The following is a 26,369-nucleotide window of genomic DNA, read 5'->3' as shown; positions in this document are numbered from 1 at the left end:
TTAATTATAGCTTTATTTCGATATCCACACCAGCTGGTAAGTTTAATCTCATTAAAGCATCAACAGTCTTTGGTGATGGATTAACGATGTCGATTAATCTCTTGTGTGTTCTGATTTCGAATTGTTCTCTTGAATCTTTGTACTTGTGAACAGCTCTTAAGATTGTTATTACATCTTTCTCAGTTGGTAGTGGTACTGGACCTACAACCTTTGCACCTGTAGTCTTTGCTGTTTCAACGATTTTTTCAGCTGATTGATCTAATATTGTGTGATCAAAAGCCTTTAATCTGATTCTTATTTTTTGTTTTGACATTCTGGTTTCCCTCCTTTTCATGTACGCTTTACTTCTAACGCACAACAGCGATAGTTCTGTAAACTGTTCCTGGTGTTTCATATATATGAAACGTAAAACTAATCACTGTCGTTGGATTCTAGATCCTAACTTGCTCCTCAAGAATAACCCGGAAGTCCGACAACCTCTTGATTCATCGCGTCATATTACACAACTTCTTTATTATACTATGTTTACATATCTTTATCAAGACTTTTTTTATTGTTTTTTCATCGTCATTATTGGATTTTAAAGTAAATAATTTCTGTGTTTTTTCTCAATTTGCAATTAATATTCTATAATGATTTTTAATTTTAATCAATAGTTATTTAGATGTAATTTTAGCCTTTTTTAGATTATCTTTTTTAATCTTCCCCTAAACTTCACATGTTAAACATTATCATCCATAAAAAATTTTTTTTAAATAAAAAAAAGAATAAGGGCGTCCCCTTATTCTTTTCAATTGTCATGACTTTTTTAGCGCTTATATATTTGTAAGAAATTAATCTTTTAATTTTAAAAGTTATACATTTATAATTGAAATTATTCGATTATAGATGTAACAACTCCTGAACCTACAGTTCTTCCACCTTCTCTGATAGCGAATCTTAAACCTTCGTCCATAGCAACTTGAGTTATTAATTCAACGTTCATATCGATGTGGTCTCCAGGCATAACCATTTCCATACCATCTGGTAATTTGATTGATCCTGTAACGTCTGTTGTTCTGAAGTAGAATTGTGGTCTGTATCCATCGAAGAATGGAGTATGTCTTCCACCTTCTTCTTTCTTAAGTACGTATACTTGACCTACGAACTTGCTGTGTGGATTTACTGATCCAACTTTTGCTAATACTTGACCTCTTTCGATGTCAGTTCTTTGAACACCTCTTAATAATGCTCCGATGTTGTCTCCAGCTTGAGCTTCATCTAGTAACTTTCTGAACATTTCTATTCCTGTTACTACTACTTTTCTCTTTTCTTCCATTAATCCTACGATTTCAACTTCGTCTGATACGTGAAGAACTCCTCTTTCAACTCTTCCTGTTGCAACTGTTCCTCTACCAGTGATTGTAAATACGTCTTCTACTGGCATTAAGAATGGCTTATCAGTAGCTCTTTCTGGTGTTGGGATGTAGCTGTCTACAGCATCCATTAATTCCATGATGCAAGCTGTTGCTTCTGGATCTGTTGGGTTTTCTAATGCTCTTAAAGCTGAACCCTTGATTACTGGAATGTCATCTCCTGGGAAGTTGTATTCAGAAAGTAATTCTCTAACTTCCATTTCAACTAATTCTAATAATTCTTCGTCGTCAACCATATCTGCTTTGTTTAAGAATACAACGATGTAGTCAACACCAACTCTTGAAGCTAGTAGTATGTGCTCTCTTGTTTGAGGCATTGGACCGTCTGCAGCTGAACAAACTAAGATTGCTCCGTCCATTTGTGCAGCACCAGTGATCATGTTCTTAACATAGTCAGCGTGTCCTGGACAGTCTACGTGAGCGTAGTGTCTATGTTCTGTTTCGTATTCAACGTGAGCTGTATTGATTGTGATTCCTCTTTCTTTTTCTTCTGGAGCCTTATCGATATCTGCATAGTTGAATGCTTCAGCGAATCCTCTGTTTGCTAATACTGTTGTAATAGCCGCTGTTAATGTAGTCTTACCGTGGTCTACGTGACCGATTGTTCCAATGTTAACGTGTGGTTTGCTTCTTTCGAATTTTTGCTTTGCCATTTGAAATTCCTCCTTATGGAAATAAAATTTTTCAACTTAACAGAATAAATAAACTGTTATGCTTTAAATTTTATAATTATTTAAATTAGTTATTTTTAAAATTTATATTAATATTTATGATGAAGTCCATAACTTAATTATGAACAACATCACAAAAAATTATTACATATTATTTAGCTCTTTTTCCAGCTACTTCTTCTTGAATGCTCTTTGGAACTTCTTCATAGTGATCGAATACCATTGAGTAAGTACCTCTACCTTGAGATCTAGATCTTAAAGTAGTTGCATATCCGAACATTTCTGCTAGTGGAACGTATGCTCTTATAATTTGAGCTCCATTAACAGCTTCCATTCCTTCCATTCTACCTCTTCTTGAGTTGATGTCACCAATAACATCTCCCATGTACTCTTCAGGAACAGTTACTTCAACCTTCATCATTGGTTCAAGTAATACTGGACTTGCTTTTTGCATAGCGTTCTTGAACGCCATAGAACCAGCGATTTTGAATGCCATTTCTGATGAGTCAACTTCATGGTAAGAACCGTGTACTAACTTAACTTTGAAGTTTATAACTTCGTATCCAGCTATTATACCGTTCTTAGCAGCTTCTTGAATACCAGCATCGATTGCAGGAATATATTCTCTTGGAACAGCTCCTCCAACGATAGCATTTTCAAATACGTATTCTCCTTCAGTTGGTTCCATTTCAATTACAGCGTGACCGTATTGACCCTTACCACCTGATTGCTTAGCGTACTTAGCTTCAGCTTTAACAGCAGATCTGATAGTTTCTTTGTAAGCAACTTGAGGAGCACCTACATTACATTCAACCTTGAATTCTCTTTGAAGTCTATCAACGATGATGTCTAAGTGTAACTCACCCATACCAGCGATGATTGTTTGACCTGTTTCTTGATCAGTCCAAGTCTTGAATGTTGGATCTTCTTCAGCTAACTTAGCTAAAGCTAATCCCATCTTTTCTTGACCAGCTTTTGTCTTTGGCTCGATAGCTACAGATATAACTGGTTCTGGGAATTCCATAGATTCAAGTATGATTGGTGCATTTTCATCACATAAAGTATCACCAGTTGTAGTGTTCTTTAATCCGATGATTGCTCCTAATTCACCTGCTTCTAAAGATTCAACTTCTTCTCTTGTATTAGCATGCATCTTAACAAGTCTTCCGATTCTTTCTTTCTTACCTTTTGTTGAGTTAAGAACGTATGAACCACTGTTCATTACACCAGAATAAATTCTTGTGAATGCAAGTTTTCCAACGAATGGGTCAGTAGCAATTTTGAATGCTAATGCAGCCATTGGAGCTTCATCTGAAGCTTCTCTTGAATCTTCTTCACCTTCTAAAGTTTGACCTTGGATAGCAGGAATGTCTAATGGTGATGGTAAGTAAGCAACAACCCCATTAATCATTTCTTGAACACCCTTGTTCTTGTATGAAGAACCACAGATACATGGAACTATTTCGTTAGCTATAGTAGCTTTTCTTAAAGCAGCATGTAACTCTTCTTCAGTTATGTCTTCACCTTCTAGGTATTTTTCCATTAATTCTTCATCAGTTTCAGCTATTGCTTCTATCATAGCCATTCTGTATTCTTCAGCTTGATCAGCTAAATCTGCAGGAATTTCTTCAATTCTTACATCTTTACCTAAATCATCGTAAGTTATGATAGCATGGTTAGCTATTAAGTCAACCATTCCTCTGAAGTCAGCTTCAGCACCTACTGGTATTTGTATTGGAACTGCATTTGCTTTTAATCTATCTCTTACAGTGTTTATACATCTGAAGAAGTCAGCACCTGTAGCATCCATTTTATTAACATATATCATTCTTGGAACGCCATACTTATCTGCCTGTCTCCAAACAGTTTCAGTTTGTGGTTCAACACCACTCTTAGCGTCAAGAACTGTAACAGCTCCGTCAAGAACTCTTAATGATCTCTCAACCTCAACTGTAAAATCTACGTGTCCTGGAGTATCGATTATGTTTAATTCATGACCTTCCCAGAAACAAGTTGTAGCAGCAGAAGTAATTGTTATACCTCTTTCTTGCTCTTGAACCATCCAGTCCATTTGTGAAGCACCTTCGTGCGTTTCACCGATTTTGTGAGTTTTTCCAGTATAGAATAATATACGCTCAGTAGTAGTTGTTTTACCAGCATCTATATGAGCCATTATTCCAAAGTTACGGAATTTATCTAATGGATATTTTCTAGCCATTGTATGTCCTCCTCTCAATGAGTAATTTTATATTCGACAAAACTGTTTTGGCACAAGCCAAAACAGTTTTTGTATTAGTATCTGTAGTGAGCGAATGCTTTGTTTGCTTCTGCCATCTTGTGAGTATCTTCTCTCTTCTTAACAGCAGCACCAGTATTGTTAGCTGCGTCTAATAATTCCCCAGCTAATCTTTCAGCCATAACTTTTTCGCCTCTTTTTCTAGCTGCAGCTAAAATCCATCTTAAACCTAAAGTTTGTCTTCTTTCAGGTCTAACTTCTATTGGAACTTGGTAGTTAGCACCACCTATTCTTCTAGCTTTAACTTCTAATAAAGGCATTACATTGTTCATAGCTTCTTCAAATACTTCTAAAGCATCTTTGCCTGTTTTTTGCGCCATTATTTCAAACGCTTCGTAGCATATCTTTTGAGCTACTCCCTTTTTACCATCTTCCATAACGTTGTTTATTAACTTAGTAACAACCTTTGAGTTGTACATTGGATCTGGTAATACATCTCTCTTAGCGATAAATCCTTTTCTTGGCACTTTTCTTCCCTCCTTAACAATTTTAAATTTAAGTTCATCGGTACTCGGTAAAGTCTTACCCTACCGCAAAGTGCTTCGCTTCTTACATTTATATAAACCATATGTATTGCTATCTATAGTGTATAATCAATGCCGAAGATAAGCACTATTTTAGTTTAAGAAACTATTTTTTCTTAGGTCTCTTAGCACCGTATTTAGATCTTCCTTGCATTCTGTTAGCTACTCCAGCACAGTCAAGTGCTCCTCTAACGATATGGTATCTAACACCAGGAAGGTCCTTAACTCTTCCACCTCTTATAAGAACAACGCTGTGCTCTTGTAAGTTGTGTCCTACACCACCGATGTAAGCAGTAACTTCGAATCCGTTTGTAAGTCTTACTCTGGCAATTTTTCTTAAAGCTGAGTTAGGCTTCTTTGGAGTAGTAGTTTTTACAACAGTACAAACTCCTCTTCTTTGTGGACACTCGTTAAGTGCTGGTGCTGTAGATTTGTTAACAACAGTTTTTCTACCTTTTCTTACTAATTGGCTTATAGTTGGCATTTTGTCACCTCCTGAAATTTATTTATCTATATTAAATAAGATAAACGCATATTAATCATTAAGTACTAATGTAGCAGCTGATTTAACATCAATTCCACTCATTTTCCCTAGTTCTTTCATAGTAGATATTTCTACTATCTCTACGTTATTCTCTTTAGCAAGCTCTATTAAAGGTAATACAAGCTTACTAATTGCATCTTTAGCTACATATAAAACTTTGCCGTTTCTAATGAGTTTTTGGCATTGCTTTACGCCTATGACTTTCTTTCCTACAATTTTGTCTAACATGAAATCCCCCCTCATTATAAAGTTCATAGAGACATTTGCATGTCTCTATGAATCATGCAGACATTTATCTTGTAGTGTAGCTTTTTAAAAATCACACAATTGGTATTTTATCATTTAAGCATACACATGTCAATAAATTTACATTGTATTATTCAATTACATCAATTGTTTCAATTTCTTCGTCTTCACTCTCTACATCAAGGTCTACAGATCTGTATCTCATCATACCTGTACCAGCTGGAATTAACTTACCTATAATTACATTTTCTTTTAATCCAACTAAAGGATCTACCTTACCTTTGATTGCTGCTTCTGTAAGAACTCTAGTAGTTTCTTGGAATGATGCAGCTGATAGGAAACTATCAGTAGCTAAAGCTGCTTTAGTAATACCTAATAAAGCAATTTCACCTTGTGCTTCTTCTCCTCCAAACTCTCTAACTCTTTCATTTTCAGCTTCGAAGTCGAACATATCTATCATAGTACCTGGTAATAAATCAGTATCTCCTGAATCTGAAACCTTAACTTTTCTTGTCATTTGTCTAACAACAACTTCTAAGTGCTTATCGTTGATATCAACCCCTTGAAGTCTATAAACTTTTTGAACTTCAGAAAGTAAGTATCTTCTAGCTCCTTCAACACCTTTGATATTCATAATATCATGAGGGTTAACTGAACCTTCTGTTATTTCATCTCCAGCTTCTATAACATCTCCATCTGAAACTTTTAATCTTGATCCAAATGGTATGTCGTAGCTACGTTCTTCACCATCAGAACCCATTACGTAAACAGTTCTCTTCTTCTTAGTTTCTTCTACTCTTACAGAACCTGAGATTTCACTTACTATAGCTAATCCCTTTGGTTTTCTAGCTTCAAATAATTCTTCAACTCTAGGAAGACCTTGAGTGATATCCGCACCGGCAACACCACCAGTATGGAATGTTCTCATTGTAAGCTGAGTACCTGGTTCTCCGATAGATTGTGCAGCTATTATACCAACAGCTTCACCAATATTTATTTTTTGAGCTGTAGCCATGTTCATACCGTAACACTTAGCACAAACACCAATCTTACAAGAACATGTAAATACAGATCTAATCTTAACTTTTTTAACACCTGCTGCAACAACTTTATCAGCCATATGTCCGTCAATATATTGATCCTTAGCTACCATTACTTCTCCTGATTCAGGGTTAATGATATCTTCAGCAGTATATCTTCCATATAGTCTTTCAGCTAATCCTTCAATAACTTCGTTACCTTCTTTGATTTCGCTTACTATTATACCTCTATCAGTACCACAATCTTCTTCTCTTACGATAACGTCTTGTGATACGTCAACAAGTCTTCTTGTTAGGTATCCTGAGTCGGCAGTCTTAAGTGCTGTATCGGCATTACCCTTTCTAGCACCGTGTGTAGATATGAAGTATTCTAATACTGAAAGACCTTCTCTGAATGATGCTTTGATCGGTAACTCGATAATTTTACCTGATGGAGCGGCCATAAGTCCTCTCATACCAGCTAATTGTTTTATCTGAGCCTTAGATCCTCTGGCTCCAGAGTCAGCCATCATGAATATTGGATTGAATTTATCCAAACTATCCATAAGTGCATTCGCAACATCTTCAGTAGTTTTACTCCACTTTTCGATTACTCTTTCATATCTTTCATCTTCTGATATGAACCCTCTCTTATACATCTTTTCTATCTTTTCAACAGTTTGTTCTGCATCTTTAAGAAGTTCATATTTAGCATCAGGTACTATCATATCAGATGCAGCTACTGTTACAGCTCCAATTGATGAATAGTGATATCCTAAAGCTTTTATCTTATCAAGCATTATTGATGTATTTGTTGGGCCGTGTTTTGTATAACACTTATCAATAAGCTTTCCTAATGTCTTTTTAGTAATTAAGAAATCAACTTCTAAGTCAAACATAGTTTCAGGATTTTCTCTATCAACATATCCTAAATCTTGAGGTATAGATTCATTGAATATAATCTTACCTACAGTAGTTTTTATAATACCATGTTTCATTTCTCCATTAACTTCTCTAAACATTCTAACGTTAATTGCAGCATGAACAGCTATTTCACCAACGTTGTAAGCCATTATAGCTTCATCTACATCTGCAAAGTAGCTTCCTTCACCCTTCGCACCTTCTTTATCCATAGTTAAGTAATATGAACCTAGAACCATATCCTGTGTAGGAACACAAACTGGCTTACCATCTGAAGGTTTCATTATATTACCTGCTGCAAGCATTAAGAATCTAGCTTCTGCTTGAGCTTCTACTGATAATGGTACGTGAACAGCCATTTGGTCACCATCGAAGTCAGCGTTATATGCTGTACATACTAATGGATGAAGTTTAATAGCTCTTCCTTCAACTAATACTGGTTGGAATGCTTGAATACCTAATCTATGTAGAGTAGGTGCTCTGTTTAGTAAAACTGGATGGTCAGTAATAACTTCTTCAAGTATATCCCATACTTGATTGTTTACTCTCTCAACCATTCTCTTAGCACTCTTAATATTGTGTGCTATTCCATCTTCTACTAATTTTTTCATAACGAAAGGCTTAAATAATTCTAAAGCCATTTCTTTTGGTAAACCACATTGGTACATCTTAAGCTCAGGTCCAACAACGATAACTGATCTTCCTGAGTAGTCAACTCTCTTACCAAGTAAGTTTTGTCTAAATCTACCTTGCTTACCTTTTAACATATCTGATAATGATTTTAGAGGTCTGTTTCCTGGACCAGTAACTGGTCTTCCTCTTCTACCATTATCTATAAGAGCATCTACAGCTTCTTGTAGCATTCTCTTTTCATTTCTAACGATTATATCTGGAGCTCCTAAATCTAAAAGCTTCTTTAATCTGTTATTTCTGTTTATAACTCTTCTGTAAAGATCATTTAAGTCAGAAGTAGCAAATCTACCACCATCTAATTGAACCATTGGTCTTAAATCTGGAGGTATTACTGGAATAACATTGATAACCATCCATCTTGGATCATTTCCAGATTTTCTGAATGATTCAACAACTTCAAGTCTTCTTATTATTCTTACTCTCTTTTGACCTGTGCTAGTTTTAAGTTCTTCTTTAAGATCTCTTCCAGTTGAATCTAAGTCGATTTCTCCTAAAAGATCTTGAACAGCTTCAGCTCCCATTCCAGCTACAAAGCTTTCTTCACCGAACTTATCTACTGCTTCTCTGTACTCTTTTTCACTTAATAATTGCTTCTTAAGTAATGGAGTTTCCTTTGGATCTATTACTACATATGAAGCAAAGTAAAGAACTTTTTCTAAAGCTCTTGGTGACATATCTAAAAGTAATCCCATTCTTGATGGAATACCTTTGAAGTACCAAATGTGAGATACTGGGGCAGCCAGTTCAATGTGCCCCATTCTCTCTCTTCTTACTTTAGCCTTAGTTACTTCAACTCCACATCTATCACAAACGATACCTTTGTATCTAACTCTTTTGTACTTACCACAATGACATTCCCAGTCTTTCATTGGTCCAAATATTCTTTCACAGAATAGACCATCTCTTTCTGGTTTTAATGTTCTATAGTTAATTGTTTCAGGTTTCTTAACTTCTCCTCTAGACCACTCTCTTATTTGGTCAGGTGAAGCTAAACCAATTTGTATAGCATCAAAATTGTTTAATTCAAACAAGGGTATATCCTCCCTTCAATTTTAGTGTTCATCATTGACAAAATCATCTAGTTCTAATTCTTCTTCATGGAACCCATCTAAAGTGAATGCATCAGCATCGAATTCTATATCTTCTTCGATCTCGTCTTCACTTGAAGTGTAGCTATCGTCTCCTACAGGAATATCGTTAACTATTTCTTCTGTTCCTTCAATATTTACCTCTAAATCATCCATATCTTCATCTGCAAATTCTTTTAATTTAACTTCTTCATTTGCATCATTTAATACTTTAACATCTAAACATAAAGCTTGTAGCTCTTTAATTAGAACCTTGAATGATTCTGGAACTCCTGGTTCTGGTATGTTTTCACCCTTTACGATTGCTTCGTAAGTTTTAACTCTACCAACAACGTCATCTGACTTAACTGTTAGCATTTCTTGTAGTGTATGAGCAGCACCATATGCTTCTAACGCCCAAACTTCCATCTCACCGAATCTTTGACCACCAAATTGAGCTTTACCTCCAAGTGGTTGTTGAGTTACTAATGAGTATGGACCTGTTGATCTAGCATGGATCTTATCATCAACTAAGTGAGCAAGTTTTAAGATATACATTATACCAACTGTAACAGGGTTATCAAATGCTTCCCCAGTTCTTCCGTCGTATAATACAGTCTTTCCGTTTGCATTATATCCAGCCTTTTCTAAACATGCTTCAATATCACTTTCAGTTGCACCATCAAACACTGGAGTAGCTATATGCCATCCTAATTGACTTGCAGCCCATCCTAAGTGAACTTCTAATACCTGCCCGATATTCATACGTGATGGAACCCCTAGTGGATTTAAACAAATTTGTAGTGGTCTACCATCTGGTAAGAATGGCATATCTTCTTCTGGTAAAACTCTTGAGATAACCCCTTTGTTACCGTGACGTCCTGCCATCTTATCCCCAACAGATATCTTTCTCTTTTGAGCTATATAACATCTTACAAGTTCATTAACACCTGGATTTAGATCATCACCGTTTTCTCTTGTAAATACTTTTACATCAACGATTATACCTGCTTCTCCGTGTGGAACTCTTAAAGAAGTATCTCTAACTTCTCTAGCTTTTTCACCAAAGATCGCTCTTAATAATCTTTCTTCAGCAGTTAATTCTGTTTCTCCCTTTGGAGTTACTTTACCAACAAGGATGTCACCAGATCTAACTTCAGCACCGATTCTGATTATACCTCTTTCATCTATATCTCTTAAAGCATCTTCTCCAACGTTAGGAATATCTCTTGTTATTTCTTCTGGTCCTAACTTTGTATCTCTTGCTTCACATTCATATTCTTCGATGTGGATAGATGTAAATACATCTTCTCTAACTAATTCTTCAGAAATTAGCATCGCATCTTCGTAGTTATAACCTTCCCAAGTTATGAATCCCATTCTGATGTTCTTACCTAATGCAATTTCACCTAAATCAGTTGATGGTCCATCAGCTAATACTTGGTTCTTAAATACTATTTCACCATTATCAACTAAAGGTCTTTGATTTATACAAGTACCTTGGTTACTTCTCTTGAACTTAAGTAACTTGTAAGTATCAATTCCACCATCTACATCTCTTCTTATTCTTATTTCATCAGCTGAAACGTAAACTACCTTACCAGCGTTTTTAGCTTTAGGTAATACTCCTGAATCTGCAGCTGCTCTGTACTCTATTCCTGTACCTACTATTGGTGCTTGTGGCTTTAATAGTGGAACTGCTTGACGTTGCATGTTTGAACCCATCAGTGCTCTCGATGCGTCATCATTTTCAAGGAAAGGAATCATCGCTGTAGCAACAGAAACGATTTGTCTTGGAGATACGTCAACTAAGTCTACTTCTTTAGCATTAACAACTAAAATGTCATGCTTATGTCTTACAGTAACTCTACTGTCAATAAACTTTCCGTCTTCTCCAATTGGCTCATTTGCTTGCGCAACTAAGTATAAATCTTCTTCATCAGCTGTGAAATATCTAATTTCATTTGTAACTATACCTGTATCTTTATCTATAACTCTATATGGAGTTTCAATAAATCCATATTCATTAACTCTTGCATATGTAGCTAAAGAGTTGATAAGACCTATATTTGGACCTTCTGGAGTTTCAATTGGACACATTCTACCATAATGTGAATAGTGAACGTCTCTTACTTCGAAACCAGCTCTTTCTCTTGAAAGACCTCCTGGTCCTAATGCAGATAATCTTCTCTTATGAGTTAATTCTGATAATGGATTAGTTTGATCCATGAATTGAGATAATTGTGAGCTACCAAAGAATTCTTTTATAGCTGCTGATACTGGTCTAATGTTAATTAACATTTGTGGAGTTATAGCTTCTTGGTCTTGAATAGTCATTCTTTCCTTAACTACTCTTTCCATTCTTGATAAACCAATTCTGAATTGGTTTTGTAATAACTCACCAACAGATCTTAATCTTCTATTACCTAAGTGGTCGATATCATCTGTATATCCTACACCGTAAGCTAAACCAATTTCATAACTTATAGTTGCAAATATATCATCTCTAACGATGTGTTTAGGTATTAATCTATTTATGTTCTTTTTAATCTCTTCTTTTATTGATCCTTCATCATCATAATTTTGTAATATTTCCATTAAAGTTGGGTAATGAACAGCCTCTCTAATGTTTAAATCACTTATATCAAAGTTTACAAATTTATGAATATCAACAAAGTGGTTACCTATAACTCTTAAAACTCTATCTTCAACTAAGATATCAACTGAATTAATTCCAACATTTTGGATTGCTTCAGCCATAGTTCTACTGATTTTTTGACCTTGTTCAACCATAACTTCACCAGTTGAAGGGTTTATTATATCAGTCGCTGCTATTTGATTTATAAGTCTTAAGTTTATAGCTAATTTCTTATTAAATTTGTATCTACCAACTCTAGAAAGATCGTATCTCTTTGCATCAAAGAATAAAGAGTCTATTAAAGATACAGCTGAATCAACAGTTGGTGGTTCACCTGGTCTTAATCTCTTATATATTTCTAATAATGCTTCTTCTCTAGTTTTAGTATTATCTTTTTCTATTGTAGCTTTAAATCTTTCTTCTTCACCGAAGTACTCTAAAAGCTCTTGATCGCTTCCGAAGCCCATAGCTCTAGCTAAAATAGTTATTGGAAGCTTTCTTGTCTTATCTATTCTTACATAGATAATATCGTTAGAATCAGTTTCGTATTCTAACCATGCTCCTCTGTTTGGTATTACAGTTGAAGAGAATAATTTCTTACCACTCTTATCAACTGAATAGTTGTAGTAAACTCCTGGAAATCTTACTAATTGGCTTACGATAACTCTTTCAGCACCATTAATAACAAAAGTACCTTGTTCAGTCATTAATGGGAAATCTCCCATAAACACTTCTTGTTCTTTTATTTCTCCAGTTTCATTATTTGTTAGTCTTACAGACACTTTTAATGGAGCAGCATAAGTAGCGTCTCTCTCCTTACACTCTTCCACCGAATACTTAATATTGTCCATATCAAGTTTGTAGTCTACGAATTCAAGTACAAGATTCCCAGTAAAGTTTGTAATAGGATTAATGTCATCAAAAACTTCTAATAATCCTTCTCTTAAAAACCATTCGTAAGAATCCAATTGTACTTCTATTAAGTTTGGCATCTCAGTTACATCTTTAACTTTTGCAAAACTCATTCTAGTTCTTTTTCCAACTTGGACAGGATGTACCATGAATTTTCACCCCTTGTATAAAGTAAAATAACCAAAAACACACTTTCCCTAGGGAATTGTGCTTTCGGAGGCATCACGTCTTAGTATAACCTTTTTTCTAAAAAATTATACTCATTTTCCGCAAGAATATATAGTTTTCCATATTGAACAGTACATTTTGTAATAGTACCATATACAATATTTTTTGTCAATACTTTTGTATATTAATTATATCCTGTTAATATAATAGTATTTTGCCCAATTAACTCCATTATATTAATATATTGACAAATAAAAAAGGTGCTATAAAGCACCTTTTTATATTTAAATAGAAATTACTTAACTTCTACTTCTGCTCCAACTTCAGCTAATTTAGCTTTCATTTCTTCAGCAGCTTCTTTAGCTACAGCTTCTTTAAGAGTCTTAGGAGCTCCGTCAACTATTTCCTTAGCTTCCTTTAATCCTAATCCAGTTAATTCTCTAACAACTTTGATAACCTTTATTTTGTTAGCTCCAGCGTTAGTTAATACCACGTCGAACTCTGTCTTTTCTTCAGCAGCAGCTCCACCAGCAACAGCACCAGCAACAGCTACAGGAGCAGCAGCGCTAACACCAAATTCTTCTTCACATGCAGTAACTAATTCGTTTAATTCTAAAACTGTCATTTCTTTTATAGCTTGAATGATATCTTCTCTTGTCATTTTAAATTCCCTCCAAATTCTTTTTTTAAATTAATAACCAGCAATTATTCAGCTGATTCTGATTCTTTCTTTTCCTTGATTGCATTTAATAAGTATGCAAGGTTTGATAATGGAGCCTTGAAGCTTCCAAGAAGTTTTGCGATAAGAACTTCTCTTGATGGGATTGTAGCAAGTTTTTCAACTCCAGCCTTGTCGTAAACAATACCTTCTACAACACCTGCTTTAAGCTCTAATTTCTTGTGCTCTTTACCAAAGTTAAATAATACTCTAGCAGGAGCAGTAGCATCTTCGTATCCGAATGCTATTGAAACTGGTCCTTCTAAATGTTGAACTAAGTCTTCTAAACCTAATTCTCTAGCTGCTAATGTTACTAAAGTGTTTTTGTAAACTTTATATTCAACACCAGCTTCTCTTAAGCTCTTTCTTAACATTGTATCTTCTTCAACTGTTAAACCTTGGTAGTTAGCTAATGCAACACCTTGAGCTTTTTCTAACTTTTCTTTAATTTCAGCTACTTTAGCTTCTTTTAATGTTCTATTCTTGTTCATCACTGTGTGTCCACCTCCTCACAGTTTCTTAACTGCAAAATATATTAATAAAGGTCTTCCCATAGACATAGGAAGACCAAAATAATTACTTACCTTATTTTGATTCCTAGGTAGGCAATTATTTAAACCTTTCGGCACCTACTGTCTACGGAAACAGTATTCTTTTTTTCACAACGAAATTTATTATATTATAAACTTAACGTTATGTCAATAATTAATCTAAAACTTTAGTTGGATTAATTTTTGCTCCAGGTCCCATAGTGCTTGAAACAGATACAGATTTAACGTATTGTCCCTTAGCAGCTGCTGGTTTAGCTTTTATTAAAGCTTCCATTAAAGCGTGGAAGTTTTCTTGTAACTTTTCAACTCCGAATGAAACCTTTCCGATTGGGCAGTGAACGATAGCAGTTTTGTCAACTCTATATTCAACCTTACCAGCTTTGATTTCAGCGATAGCCTTAGCTACATCAAATGTAACTGTTCCTGATTTTGGGTTTGGCATTAATCCCTTAGGTCCTAATACTCTACCTAATCTACCAACAACACCCATCATATCTGGAGTAGCAACTACTACATCGTAGTCGAACCAGTTTTCACCTTGGATCTTTTGAACTAATTCTTCAGCTCCAACGAAATCTGCTCCAGCTTCTTGAGCTTCTTGAGCCTTAGCACCCTTAGCGAATACTAAAACTTTAACTGATCTACCAGTTCCGTTTGGAAGAACAACAGCTCCTCTAACTTGTTGGTCAGCGTGTCTTGGGTCAACCCCTAATCTTACGTGTAACTCAACAGTTTCATCAAACTTAGCTTTAGCAGTTTTAACAGCTAAATCTAAAGCTTCTGATGGAGTGTATAAAACACTTTTATCTATTAATTTTGTACTTTCAACATATTTCTTTCCCATAATAAGCCTCCTACGTGGTACTAACGGTTTTTACCTCCCACTTATTTTTAAAGAATTACTCTTCAATAGTAACGCCCATACTTCTTGCTGTTCCTTCGATCATGCTCATAGCTGATTCGATTGAAGCTGCATTTAAGTCTGGCATTTTTAATTCAGCAATTTTTCTAACTTGATCTTTAGTTAGCTTACCAACTTTTGTTCTGTTTGGTACTCCAGATCCGCTTTCTAATCCTAATTCTTTCTTAATTAGAACTGCTGCTGGAGGAGTCTTTAAGATAAAACTAAAAGATCTATCTTGGTAAACTGTTATAACAACTGGTATTATTAATCCAGCTTGGTTAGCAGTTTTTGCATTGAACTCCTTACAGAATCCCATAATATTAACACCGTGTTGTCCTAAAGCTGGACCTACTGGTGGTGCTGGTGTTGCCTTACCTGCAGGAAGTTGTAATTTAATCATTCCTGTTACTTTCTTAGCCATTTACTATTCCTCCTATACTGTGGTAATACGGATTTTATAATAATCCTCCCACTTAATTAAAAACATTAGTTTATATAGTAATATTAAACTAATTTCTCAACTTGATTGAAATCTAGTTCAGCAAGAGTTTCTCTTCCGAACATATCGATTAAAGCTTTTATCTTACGCTTTTCGATGTTTATTTCTTGGATGATCGCTACGAATTCTCTAAGCGGTCCAGAAATAACAACTACACTTTCACCTACTTCTAAATCAATATCAACTGGAACTTCTACAACTCCCATGTTTTCAATCTCTTCATCAGTAAGCGGTACTGGTTTAGAACCAGGTCCAACGAATCCTGTTACACCTCTTGTGTTTCTAACCACATACCATGACTCATCAGTCATTAGCATTTTAATTAGTACATACCCTGGAAATTTCTTTTTAAGTGAAACTTTTTGTTTTCCATCTTTTTCTTCAATAACTTCTTCCATTGGAACTTGGATGTCATGAATTAAAGATTCAAGATTTCTGTTTTCAACAGTCTTCTCAATATTAGCCTTCACTTTGTTTTCATAACCTGAGTATGTATGTACTACATACCATCTTGCTCTTTCGCTCATATATTTTTTAGATGAAAAATTTCACCTAAACCTCCTTTATTTCAGATTAAAAATTAATTTAAAGAGGCTTGAAAAAATATAATCTAACCCACCTACTAATACTATATATATTAGTACAACTACGCCAACTGCAATTAACGCTTTCTTTGTGTCATCTTTAGACGGCCAAGTTATTCTCTTAACCTCTGCCTTAATTTCTCTGAAAAATTTAGCAATACTATTTTTTTCAGATTTACTTTTAGTTTTTACACCTTCTTTAATAGCCATCGTTTCACATCCTTAAACTATCGCGAGTATGTGTCATTACTATATAAGCTAATTATTTTGTTTCTTTATGAGTTGTATGCTTCTTACAGAATCTGCAATATTTGTGCATTTCCATTCTGTCTGGGTTGTTTTTCTTGTTTTTCATTGTGTTATAGTTTCTTTGCTTACACTCTGTGCATGCTAATGTTATTTTAACTCTCACAGTCTGCACCTCCAGTATTTAAATAATCATAAGTCTCTATGCTATTGTGTTTCAGTATTTCGTTAATTACTTTAACACATTATCATAAAACTATTATTATGTCAATAATATCAGCTTTGTAAAGGACTAGGTAAAGTAACCCAGCCCTTTTTTCTTCTGTATTATTCTATTATAGATGTAACAACTCCTGAACCTACAGTTCTTCCACCTTCTCTGATAGCGAATCTTAAACCTTCATCCATAGCAACTTGAGTTATTAATTCAACGTTCATATCGATGTGGTCTCCAGGCATAACCATTTCCATACCATCTGGTAATTTGATTGATCCTGTAACGTCTGTTGTTCTGAAGTAGAATTGTGGTCTGTATCCATCGAAGAATGGAGTATGTCTTCCACCTTCTTCTTTCTTAAGTACGTATACTTGACCTACGAACTTGCTGTGTGGATTTACTGATCCAACTTTTGCTAATACTTGACCTCTTTCGATGTCAGTTCTTTGAACACCTCTTAATAATGCTCCGATGTTGTCTCCAGCTTGAGCTTCATCTAGTAACTTTCTGAACATTTCTATTCCTGTTACTACTACTTTTCTCTTTTCTTCCATTAATCCTACGATTTCAACTTCGTCTGATACGTGAAGAACTCCTCTTTCAACTCTTCCTGTTGCAACTGTTCCTCTACCAGTGATTGTAAATACGTCTTCTACTGGCATTAAGAATGGCTTATCAGTAGCTCTTTCTGGTGTTGGGATGTAGCTGTCTACAGCATCCATTAATTCCATGATGCAAGCTGTTGCTTCTGGATCTGTTGGGTTTTCTAATGCTCTTAAAGCTGTACCCTTGATTACTGGAATGTCATCTCCTGGGAAGTTGTATTCAGAAAGTAATTCTCTAACTTCCATTTCAACTAATTCTAATAATTCTTCGTCGTCAACCATATCTGCTTTGTTTAAGAATACAACGATGTAGTCAACACCAACTCTTGAAGCTAGTAGTATGTGCTCTCTTGTTTGAGGCATTGGACCGTCTGCAGCTGAACAAACTAAGATTGCTCCGTCCATTTGTGCAGCACCAGTGATCATGTTCTTAACATAGTCAGCGTGTCCTGGACAGTCTACGTGAGCGTAGTGTCTATGTTCTGTTTCGTATTCAACGTGAGCTGTATTGATTGTGATTCCTCTTTCTTTTTCTTCTGGAGCCTTATCGATATCTGCATAGTTGAATGCTTCAGCGAATCCTCTGTTTGCTAATACTGTTGTAATAGCCGCTGTTAATGTAGTCTTACCGTGGTCTACGTGACCGATTGTTCCAATGTTAACGTGTGGTTTGCTTCTTTCGAATTTTTGCTTTGCCATTTGAAATTCCTCCTTACTTCTTTAGATACACCTTGCCTAGCGTTTGCATTTCTAAATGTATATAATTGGAGCTCACGATCGGGATTGAACCGACGACCTCCGCCTTACCAAGGCGACGCTCTGCCGACTGAGCTACGTGAGCATTAAAGTGTATTACACTTTAATATACCAATTATAAAGTTTACTAGCATTTGTTTTTTTTGTCAATATAGATTAGTACATTATTTATTATTTACAAGGCATTTTTCAAGCTTCTTCTTGACACGCTGTAGAGCGTTATCTATAGACTTTGAATGCCTATCTAAATCACAAGCTATCTCCTGATATGACTTACCCTCTAAATAAGATTGTAATACTTGAATTTCTAAGTCTGATAATACCTTATTAATTTCCTCTTCAATGAATTCTTTTTGCTCTTGACTTATAATAAGCTCTTCAGGATCAGTTGTTCTTATACTAGATATTATGTCTAATAAAGTCCTATCTGATTCTTCTTCTGATACAGGTTTGTTCAAAGATATATATGTATTTAGAGGAATATGCTTTTGTCTTGTAGCTGTTTTTATTGCAGTTATTATTTGACGCGTAATACATAACTCTGCAAAAGCTCTAAATGAAGTAGATTTTTCTCCATTAAAATCTCTTATTGCTTTATATAAGCCTATCATACCCTCTTGATATATATCCTCTTTATCTGCACCTATTAAAAAATAGGATTTAGCTTTAACCTTAACAAAATTCTCATACTTAGAAATAATAAACTCTTGAGCTCTTTTGTTTCCTTTTTTAGCTTCTTCAACTATTTGTTCTTCTGATTCACATTTATAGAAATATTCTACAGAATTAAAATCTCTTTCTTCATTCATAAACTTCCTCCACCCCCCAATACCATTTATTAACTTCTCCTAATAGCTTCTAGTTTTTTCAAAACATCTTCATCTAAATTATCTTCTAAAGTATTTTTAGCTGATACATGAACTTTTTTACTATTTTTTTTTACATTCTCAATATCAACTCGTACTAAGTTATAGAACTCTATACTTGATATTCTTACAGCTCCTCTTTGAAAGATTGTTTGTTGTTCTAAGGAGTCAGAAGTTACTACATAAACTTCAAATCTTCTCCCTAAATTATGTACCTCTCTTTCAATATATGCATCAGCAGTTTCTCCATCCTTAGTAAATACAACTAATAAGTTTTTATTGTGTTCGTATTTGTTTTCAATATTACCAGTTACTCTATGTCCATCATAAACTATAACAATCTTACATCTATTAATAGCTCCATAATTATGCAATATATCAACTAGTTTTTGTCTTGCACTATCTAAACTAATTTCTTTTTCTCTCTTTAAATTACTCCAACTATTTATTACATTGTAACCATCAACAAATATAATTTTCACATTGAACACCTTTATATAACAATTATTTTGTTAATCTTCCTTTTAATACTTCATACATCATTATACCACCTGCTACTGAAGCATTTAAAGAGTTAATTTTTCCAATCATAGGGATTTTAACTAATACATCACATTTCTTTAGTGTAAGTTTAGAAATTCCTCTACCTTCACTACCTATAACTAATGCACATGGCCCAGAAAAGTTTGTATTATAGCTAAAATCTTTACCATCTATATCTGCTCCATATATCCATATGCCTTCTTCCTTTAATTGGTCAATCGTCGCATTTATATTGGTAACTTTAGCTATTCTCATATGCTCAATAGCACCTGCTGAACACTTATACACTGTAGGAGTTACTCCAACATTTCTTCTTTTTGGAATAATTATTCCATGTACCCCACATAATTCTGCTGTTCTTATTATTGATCCTAAATTATGAGGATCTTCTATTTCATCTAATATTACTATGAAAGGATCTTCACCTTTTCTCTTAGCACGATTAATAATATCTGTCACTTCAGAATATTTAAATGGAGTAACCTTAGCTATAACACCTTGGTGATTTGCTCCTCCACACATTTCATTTAATTTTCTTCTATCTACTTCTTTAATTACAACATTTTTATCTTTTGCTAAACTAAGTACTACTTTTATTGACCCTTCTAAGTCACCTTTGCTTACACATAAATATTCTATTGTTGTATCACTTTTTAAGGCTTCTATAACTGCATTTCTTCCTAAAACTAAGTCTTCTCTTATTTCTTCATGCATTGCTTCATTATTTCTCTTTGAGTAGTTATCTGAATAATCTCTTCTTCTTTCTGCTCTAGCTTGCTTCTCTTGAAATTTATTAAATTCTCTTTCTCTTCTTCTTGGGTTTTCTCTTTTAGCCATAATAGACTCTCCTTTATTTCTTATTAAGTTCTGTAGTCACGGCTTTATTCATTATGTAATTTAATCTTTCATAATTACCTATTAAATGTAAATAGCCAATAAGTGCTTCAAAACCAGTTGCCATTCTATAATCTCTTACATCTGCATTTTTCGGAACTGTTGCAGATTTTGTGTTTCTTCCTCTTTTAAAGATATAACTCTCTTCTTCAGTCAATTCTTCTTCTAATAAGTGCATAATAGTAGATTGACTTTTTGCTTTAACATATCCAATAGCTTTTACATGAATTTTATGTGCTGTTAATTCTACGTTATTAGCTAATATATAATTTCTAATAAAAAGTTCATAAACAGCATCTCCTATTAAAGCTAGTTGAAGTGGATTTAATAATCTAGCATCTTTAGGTGTAAATTCTTTTTCTCTATAATCTTGTAACATTTTTCACCTCTATCTATAACAATGGTAATTTTCTATTAAAATTTAAAAGTTAAGAGTTAAAAGTTAAGGCTAAAACTTACTTTTCTTTTACTCTTAACTCTTCATTATTAACTCTTAACTCTAATTACTCTACCATTATTAATTAAATCTTAGTCAGCCTTTTTCCATCTAACTCCTTGAGGAGTATCTTCTAAAATTATTCCTCTAGCTTTAAGATCATCTCTTATCTTATCAGCTAATGCAAAATCTCTATTTTTTCTTGCATCCTGTCTTGCTTGAATTAAAGCTTCAACTTCTTCTTCTAAGCTTACTTTAGTTGTTTTTTGTAATATTCCTAAAGGCATACCTAATTCTCTTATTAATTCTAAAGCTTTTTCACAAAGTTCTTTTGACGAATTAATAGTTACATTTGTATTTACATCTCGTGCTAAATCAAATAGAACTGAAATTGCATCGGCTGTGTTAAAGTCATCATCCATTTTTTCGATATATCTTTGTCTATAAGAATCTAAGCTATCAAGATATTTCTTTTCTTCATCAGTCATAGATTCTAACTTCACTTCATCAATTAAGCTTTCTAAGTTTCCTATAGCATTATATAATCTTTCAACTGAAGCTTTAGCTGAATCTAATAATTCAGTGCTAAAGTTTAATTGAATTCTGTAGTGACCTGAAAGCATTAAAAATCTTATAACATCTGCATCATATTCTTTTAAAGCATCTCTTGCTGTTAAGAAGTTATTTAATGATTTAGACATTTTTTGATTATTAACATTTAAGAATGCTGCATGTAACCAATAGTTTGCAAATTTCTTTCCTGTTAAGGCTTCGCTTTGTGCTATTTCATTTTCATGGTGTGGGAACGTTAAATCCATACCACCTGCATGTATATCTATAGTATCGCCTAATAATTTCTTTGCCATACAAGAACATTCAATATGCCATCCTGGTCTTCCAAGTCCCCATGGACTTTCCCATGCAGGCTCACCTGGTTTTTGTGCCTTCCAAATAGCAAAATCCATTGGATCTTCTTTTCTCTCATCTACATTTATTCTTGCACCAGCTTGTAAATCATCTAAGTTTTGACCTATTAATTGTCCGTAAGCTTCAAATTTCTTAGTTCTAAAATATACATCTCCATCAACAGCATAAGCATATCCTTTATCAACTAATCCCTTAACAAATTCAACAATATCTGTTATATATTCAGTAGCTCTTGGATTTACAGTAGCTCTCTTAATATTTAGTCCATCTGCATCTTTATAATATTCACAGATATACTTATCTCCGATTTCTTTTACTGTAGTTCCTTCTTCATTTGCTCTATTTATCATTTTATCATCTATATCAGTGAAATTTTGAACATAATTAACTTCGTATCCTCTATACTCAAAATATCTTCTTATAGTATCAAAAACGATAAATGTTCTACCATTCCCTATATGAAAGAAGTTATATACTGTAGGACCACAAACATACATCTTAACCTTTCCTGGCTCTAACGGTACAAACTCTTCTTTTTTTCTAGTTAAGCTATTAAAAACTTTCATTCTCTTCAAACCTCCTTAATTGAATTTTTTATAAACTTACTTATTCACCACTAAGTGAATCAAGCTTTATTATCTTATAATCTTACTCCTTGTTTATCAAATTGAGATTTAACAACATCTAAAACAGAATCAATTTTTATTACTTCCATTTCCCCATCTCTTAATTTGAATTCAACTTCTCCATCAGATATCTTTTTACCAACAGTAACTCTCATTGGAATTCCTATAAGTTCTGAATCTTTAAACTTAACTCCAGGTCTTTCATTTCTATCGTCTAATATAGCATCTACACCCATAGCTCTTAATTCATTATATAACTTATTTGCTATTTCCATTTGAGCTTCATCTTTAATATTTACAGGAATTACTGATACATGATATGGTGCAACTGAAAGTGGCCATATAATACCATTTTCATCATGATGTTGTTCTATTATAGAAGCCATTGTTCTAGTAACACCTATTCCATAGCATCCCATTACAAATGGTACATTTTTACCATTTTCATCTATAAATGTTGCATTCATTGCTTCAGAGTACTTAGTTCCTAACTTGAAGATATGACCTACTTCTGTCCCTCTTGCAATAGTAACTTCTCCTCCACACTCTGGACACTTTTCTCCTATAGTTATATTTCTGAAATCACCAACTGTTCCTTCAAAGTCTCTTCCATAGTTAACATTTTCTAAGTGATATCCTGTTTCATTTGCTCCAACTACAAAGTTAAACATCTTTGAAACTTCCTCGTCAACTAATAAAGTATCTACCTTTATACCTACTGGTCCTGCAAATCCTACTCCAGCATTAGTAGCTGCAAAAACTTCTTCTGCTGTAGCCATATTTAAATCTACAATTCCACCTAAAGCATTTGATACTTTAACTTCATTAACTTCTCTATCTCCTCTAACCATAACTGCAACTATCTTGCCATCAGCATTAAAGATTAAAGTTTTAGCAAATTTCTTTTCAGTAGTATTAAAGAATTTAACTAACTCTTCTATTGTTCTAATGTTTGGAGTTTCAGTCTTAATCATTTCTTTTAATTCTTCAGCTTCTGCAACCTCTGGTGTTGATGGAGCCTTTTCTATATTAGCTGCATAATCACAACAAGTACAGAATACTACATCATCTTCACCAACTTCTGATTTAACCATAAATTCTGCTGAATTTGATCCACCGATAGCTCCTGAATCAGCAGCAACGCACTTAGCATCTATTCCACATCTATTGAATATTTTTACGTAAGCATCGTGCATCTTATCATATGAAGCATCTAATCCTGCTTGGTCTTTATCAAAGCTATAAGCATCTTTCATTATGAATTCTCTTGATCTCATAACTCCGAATCTTGGTCTTCTCTCATCTCTATATTTAGTTTGAATTTGATAAAGATTAACTGGTAATTGCTTATAAGATTTTATTTCATTTCTAGCTATATCAGTAAATACTTCTTCGTGAGTAGGTCCTAAACAAAACTCTCTATTTCCTCTATCTTTTAATCTGAATAATTCAGCTCCATAAACTCCCCATCTTCCTGATTCTTGCCATAATTCAGCAGGTAAAAGAGCTGATGCTAAAAATTCTTGAGCTCCTGCAGCATTCATTTCTTCTCTTACTATATCTTCTACATTCTTTAATACCTTTAAACCAATTGGCATATAGTTATATACACCAGCAGCCATTTTTCTAATCATTCCAGCTCTAAGCATTAGCTTATGGCTATCAATTTCTGCTTCTGCTGGCACTTCTCTTAATGTTGATACTAACATATTTGACATTTTCATAATTAGTTCCTCCAATTTGTTTATATTTATCATCGCTATTCATAATTTAAAATAACTATAAAATTAGCATATTGTTCTACAATTAAAAAAAGCCGTCCCTAATTATATAATTAGGGCGACTTGTATCGCGGTACCACCTAAATTTGTGCTCTTAATAATGATAACGGTATTAGACCGATAGTTTTTACCTATAACTCCGAAGCTGGTTCAAAATCTAGTTGAGAATCTTACAGCCACGGATTCTCTCTCTGAAAAAGGCGATTTCTACTATTCTTCTTCACTGCTTTAAATTTAATATTTATAATTTATTATATAGTTCCAAAAAACTTATGTCAATATTAGCTATTATTAGCTTATACAAGCCTTTCAGCTAAAATTATATCATCTGGAGTAGTTATTTTTATATTTGTATACTCTCCGTCATATAAATACACCTTATATCCGTATTTTTCGGATACCATAGTATCATCTGTAACTACATCTCCATTTTCCTTAACTTTTTCATGGCACTTTAATATATTATCGTAGTTAAATACTTGTGGTGTTTGAATAGCTACTAAAGTACTTCTATCAGGAGTATCTATAGAAAAGTTTTCTTTATTCTTTACTTTTATCGTATCTTTCGGCATAACTCCTGGTGCTGCTGCTCCATATTTCTTAGCACATCTAATTCCCTCATCTATTAAATTATCAGAAATTATCGGTCTTGCTCCATCATGAATAAGAACTATATCTGTATCATTCATACTTTTAAGAGCATTATACACAGAATCCTGTCTTTCAGCTCCACCTTCAACTATTTTATCAACCTTCAATGAATATTTCTCTAAAACTTCTTTTTTACAATATTCTATTTCATCTTTAGGTAAAACTAGCACTATTTGATCTATATTTTTATTATCTATAAACTTTTTTAAAGTATAGTATAAAATTGGTTTACCTTTTATTTCGATAAACTGCTTACTAACTTTACTTCCCATTCTTTTCCCTTTTCCACCTGCTAATATAATAACACTAGTCATAAGATAATTTTAATTCTCCTTTTGTTTTGCAAAAATCATTCTTCCTGCTGCTGTTTGTAATACAGAAGTTACTATTACATCTAATTGCTCTCCAATAAATTTCTTTCCACCTTCAACTACTATCATAGTTCCATCATCTAAGTAAGCTACTCCTTGTGATGATTCTTTTCCCTCTTTATTCACAACAACCTTCATTTCTTCTCCTGGAAGAACTACTGGTTTAACTGCATTAGCTAATTCATTAATATTTAACACAGGAACACCTTGGACTTCAGCAACTTTATTTAAATTATAATCATTAGTAATTACTTTTCCATTTAATGTTTGAGCTAATTTTAATAGCTTTGAGTCTACTTCAGCTATTTCTGGGAAATCCCCTTCCCATATTTCTGTTTCAATTTCAAGTTCCTTTTGAATTTTATTTAGTATATCTAAACCTCTTCTACCTCTATTTCTCTTTAATGAATCTGAGGAATCTGAAATATGTCTTAATTCATCTAATACAAAGCTTGGTATAATTAAAGTTCCTGAAATAAATCCAGTCTTACATATATCAAAGATTCTACCATCAATAATTACAGATGTATCTAATACATTAGATATATTCTTAGCATTATTTTTATGTTTTTTCTCTTTTGAAGAACTTTTCTTCATGTTTCCAATCATACTATTTATATCATCTTTTTTCTCAACAAATATTTTTACACCAATTATTACCGCTACTAGTTCAATCAAAACAAGTAATATTGGTCCAGCTACTGGATGTATACCTACCACAGGAATCCCAATTAGCGAAGCTATAAGTAAGGCTACTATAGTTCCAACAGTTCCGTATACCAATTCACTTGCACTCACCTTTTGTACACTTTTTTCTACTGTGTCTATTATTTTATTAAGTCCTTTGTAGATAATAGGTGATATAAAATATAATATAATACCGAACACTAAAATAACAAAAAATAAAAATACTATCTTACTTATTGGACTTTGTAATAATTTCACCTCTAAATCACTAAATACGTTTAATAATCCATCTCCTACTACATACCCTAGTATAAATCCTATAGTAGTAATTATTATTCTAAATAACTTCTTTAACACCTTTTAACCTCCTTTGTCATAAATGTTACACTTTCT

The 26,369-nt window shown here is 33.7% G+C and carries 24 protein-coding genes, 1 tRNA gene and 2 other annotated features; all 25 genes read right to left on the bottom strand.

The annotated features are described in order from the left end of the window. Window positions 1-4: 4 nt before the first annotated feature. On the bottom strand, window positions 5-313 hold the full coding sequence (rpsJ, locus tag LQE93_RS08475) for a 30S ribosomal protein S10 (protein ID WP_032117023.1): 309 nt from the start codon (window positions 311-313) through the stop codon (window positions 5-7). A gap of 561 nt (window positions 314-874) precedes the next feature. Then, on the bottom strand, window positions 875-2,068 hold the full coding sequence (gene tuf / locus LQE93_RS08470; protein ID WP_186837932.1) for an elongation factor Tu: 1,194 nt from the start codon (window positions 2,066-2,068) through the stop codon (window positions 875-877). A 169-nt stretch (window positions 2,069-2,237) separates the two neighbouring features. Next, on the bottom strand, window positions 2,238-4,304 hold the full coding sequence (gene fusA, locus LQE93_RS08465) for an elongation factor G (RefSeq protein WP_055268348.1): 2,067 nt from the start codon (window positions 4,302-4,304) through the stop codon (window positions 2,238-2,240). A 74-nt stretch (window positions 4,305-4,378) separates the two neighbouring features. Further along, the gene (gene rpsG, locus LQE93_RS08460) at window positions 4,379-4,849 is read right to left on the bottom strand and encodes a 30S ribosomal protein S7 (protein ID WP_032117019.1); all 471 of its coding nucleotides are present in this window, start codon (window positions 4,847-4,849) and stop codon (window positions 4,379-4,381) included. A 163-nt stretch (window positions 4,850-5,012) separates the two neighbouring features. Further along, a complete protein-coding gene (rpsL, locus tag LQE93_RS08455; protein ID WP_032117018.1) occupies window positions 5,013-5,390 on the bottom strand; it encodes a 30S ribosomal protein S12 in 378 nt (125 codons plus the stop codon). 51 nt (window positions 5,391-5,441) lie between these two features. Beyond that, window positions 5,442-5,678, bottom strand: coding sequence for a ribosomal L7Ae/L30e/S12e/Gadd45 family protein (locus tag LQE93_RS08450; RefSeq protein ID WP_055268350.1), 237 nt, complete (start codon window positions 5,676-5,678; stop codon window positions 5,442-5,444). 148 nt (window positions 5,679-5,826) lie between these two features. Next, entirely contained in the window at window positions 5,827-9,360 is a 3,534-nt protein-coding gene (gene rpoC / locus LQE93_RS08445) for a DNA-directed RNA polymerase subunit beta' (protein WP_055268353.1), read from the bottom strand. A gap of 21 nt (window positions 9,361-9,381) precedes the next feature. Further along, on the bottom strand, window positions 9,382-13,095 hold the full coding sequence (gene rpoB, locus LQE93_RS08440; protein ID WP_231073011.1) for a DNA-directed RNA polymerase subunit beta: 3,714 nt from the start codon (window positions 13,093-13,095) through the stop codon (window positions 9,382-9,384). Between the two features lie 314 nt (window positions 13,096-13,409). Beyond that, a complete protein-coding gene (gene rplL, locus LQE93_RS08435) occupies window positions 13,410-13,775 on the bottom strand; it encodes a 50S ribosomal protein L7/L12 (RefSeq protein ID WP_055268356.1) in 366 nt (121 codons plus the stop codon). Window positions 13,776-13,819: 44 nt separating this feature from the next. Further along, entirely contained in the window at window positions 13,820-14,323 is a 504-nt protein-coding gene (gene rplJ / locus LQE93_RS08430; RefSeq protein ID WP_055268358.1) for a 50S ribosomal protein L10, read from the bottom strand. Window positions 14,324-14,360: 37 nt separating this feature from the next. Beyond that, window positions 14,361-14,492 (bottom strand) — a sequence feature (ribosomal protein L10 leader region). A 45-nt stretch (window positions 14,493-14,537) separates the two neighbouring features. Then, complete coding sequence (gene rplA / locus LQE93_RS08425) at window positions 14,538-15,227, bottom strand: 50S ribosomal protein L1 (protein WP_055268360.1); 690 nt, start codon at window positions 15,225-15,227, stop codon at window positions 14,538-14,540. 55 nt (window positions 15,228-15,282) lie between these two features. Beyond that, a complete protein-coding gene (gene rplK / locus LQE93_RS08420; RefSeq protein WP_055268363.1) occupies window positions 15,283-15,708 on the bottom strand; it encodes a 50S ribosomal protein L11 in 426 nt (141 codons plus the stop codon). 83 nt (window positions 15,709-15,791) lie between these two features. After that, window positions 15,792-16,313: a transcription termination/antitermination protein NusG gene (nusG, locus tag LQE93_RS08415; protein ID WP_186837934.1), complete on the bottom strand. Its 522-nt coding sequence runs from the start codon at window positions 16,311-16,313 to the stop codon at window positions 15,792-15,794. A gap of 36 nt (window positions 16,314-16,349) precedes the next feature. Further along, window positions 16,350-16,580 (bottom strand): preprotein translocase subunit SecE, encoded by a 231-nt coding sequence (gene secE / locus LQE93_RS08410; RefSeq protein ID WP_055268367.1) that lies wholly within the window; start codon window positions 16,578-16,580, stop codon window positions 16,350-16,352. A gap of 52 nt (window positions 16,581-16,632) precedes the next feature. Continuing rightward, on the bottom strand, window positions 16,633-16,782 hold the full coding sequence (rpmG, locus tag LQE93_RS08405; RefSeq protein WP_055268369.1) for a 50S ribosomal protein L33: 150 nt from the start codon (window positions 16,780-16,782) through the stop codon (window positions 16,633-16,635). A gap of 161 nt (window positions 16,783-16,943) precedes the next feature. Continuing rightward, a complete protein-coding gene (tuf, locus tag LQE93_RS08400) occupies window positions 16,944-18,137 on the bottom strand; it encodes an elongation factor Tu (protein ID WP_231073009.1) in 1,194 nt (397 codons plus the stop codon). 66 nt (window positions 18,138-18,203) lie between these two features. After that, a tRNA-Thr gene (locus LQE93_RS08395) sits at window positions 18,204-18,279 on the bottom strand. Window positions 18,280-18,358: 79 nt separating this feature from the next. Then, complete coding sequence (gene sigH / locus LQE93_RS08390; protein WP_055267027.1) at window positions 18,359-19,003, bottom strand: RNA polymerase sporulation sigma factor SigH; 645 nt, start codon at window positions 19,001-19,003, stop codon at window positions 18,359-18,361. Between the two features lie 29 nt (window positions 19,004-19,032). Further along, window positions 19,033-19,542, bottom strand: a complete 510-nt coding sequence (locus LQE93_RS08385; RefSeq protein WP_231073007.1) for an NYN domain-containing protein — start codon at window positions 19,540-19,542, stop codon at window positions 19,033-19,035. A gap of 22 nt (window positions 19,543-19,564) precedes the next feature. Beyond that, window positions 19,565-20,440 carry a 23S rRNA (guanosine(2251)-2'-O)-methyltransferase RlmB gene (rlmB, locus tag LQE93_RS08380; RefSeq protein WP_186837936.1) on the bottom strand — a complete coding sequence of 292 codons (876 nt, stop codon included), beginning with the start codon at window positions 20,438-20,440 and terminating at the stop codon, window positions 19,565-19,567. Between the two features lie 13 nt (window positions 20,441-20,453). Next, window positions 20,454-20,876, bottom strand: a complete 423-nt coding sequence (locus LQE93_RS08375; RefSeq protein WP_055267021.1) for a Mini-ribonuclease 3 — start codon at window positions 20,874-20,876, stop codon at window positions 20,454-20,456. A 149-nt stretch (window positions 20,877-21,025) separates the two neighbouring features. Further along, window positions 21,026-22,426 carry a cysteine--tRNA ligase gene (gene cysS, locus LQE93_RS08370; RefSeq protein ID WP_231073000.1) on the bottom strand — a complete coding sequence of 467 codons (1,401 nt, stop codon included), beginning with the start codon at window positions 22,424-22,426 and terminating at the stop codon, window positions 21,026-21,028. Between the two features lie 74 nt (window positions 22,427-22,500). Beyond that, window positions 22,501-24,210 carry a proline--tRNA ligase gene (locus LQE93_RS08365; protein WP_231072993.1) on the bottom strand — a complete coding sequence of 570 codons (1,710 nt, stop codon included), beginning with the start codon at window positions 24,208-24,210 and terminating at the stop codon, window positions 22,501-22,503. Between the two features lie 108 nt (window positions 24,211-24,318). After that, window positions 24,319-24,500: a binding site (T-box leader), on the bottom strand. Between the two features lie 63 nt (window positions 24,501-24,563). After that, window positions 24,564-25,232, bottom strand: a complete 669-nt coding sequence (ispD, locus tag LQE93_RS08360; protein ID WP_055267013.1) for a 2-C-methyl-D-erythritol 4-phosphate cytidylyltransferase — start codon at window positions 25,230-25,232, stop codon at window positions 24,564-24,566. Between the two features lie 9 nt (window positions 25,233-25,241). Then, the gene (locus LQE93_RS08355) at window positions 25,242-26,333 is read right to left on the bottom strand and encodes a PIN/TRAM domain-containing protein (RefSeq protein ID WP_186837938.1); all 1,092 of its coding nucleotides are present in this window, start codon (window positions 26,331-26,333) and stop codon (window positions 25,242-25,244) included. Window positions 26,334-26,369 lie beyond the last annotated feature (36 nt).

It is taken from the genome of Clostridium sp. NSJ-145 (genome assembly GCF_021044725.1).
Classification (GTDB): domain Bacteria; phylum Bacillota; class Clostridia; order Clostridiales; family Clostridiaceae; genus Clostridium; species Clostridium disporicum_B.
The sequence above is the reverse complement of the archived record's forward strand: the minus strand, read 5'-3'. Positions and strand labels throughout refer to the sequence as shown.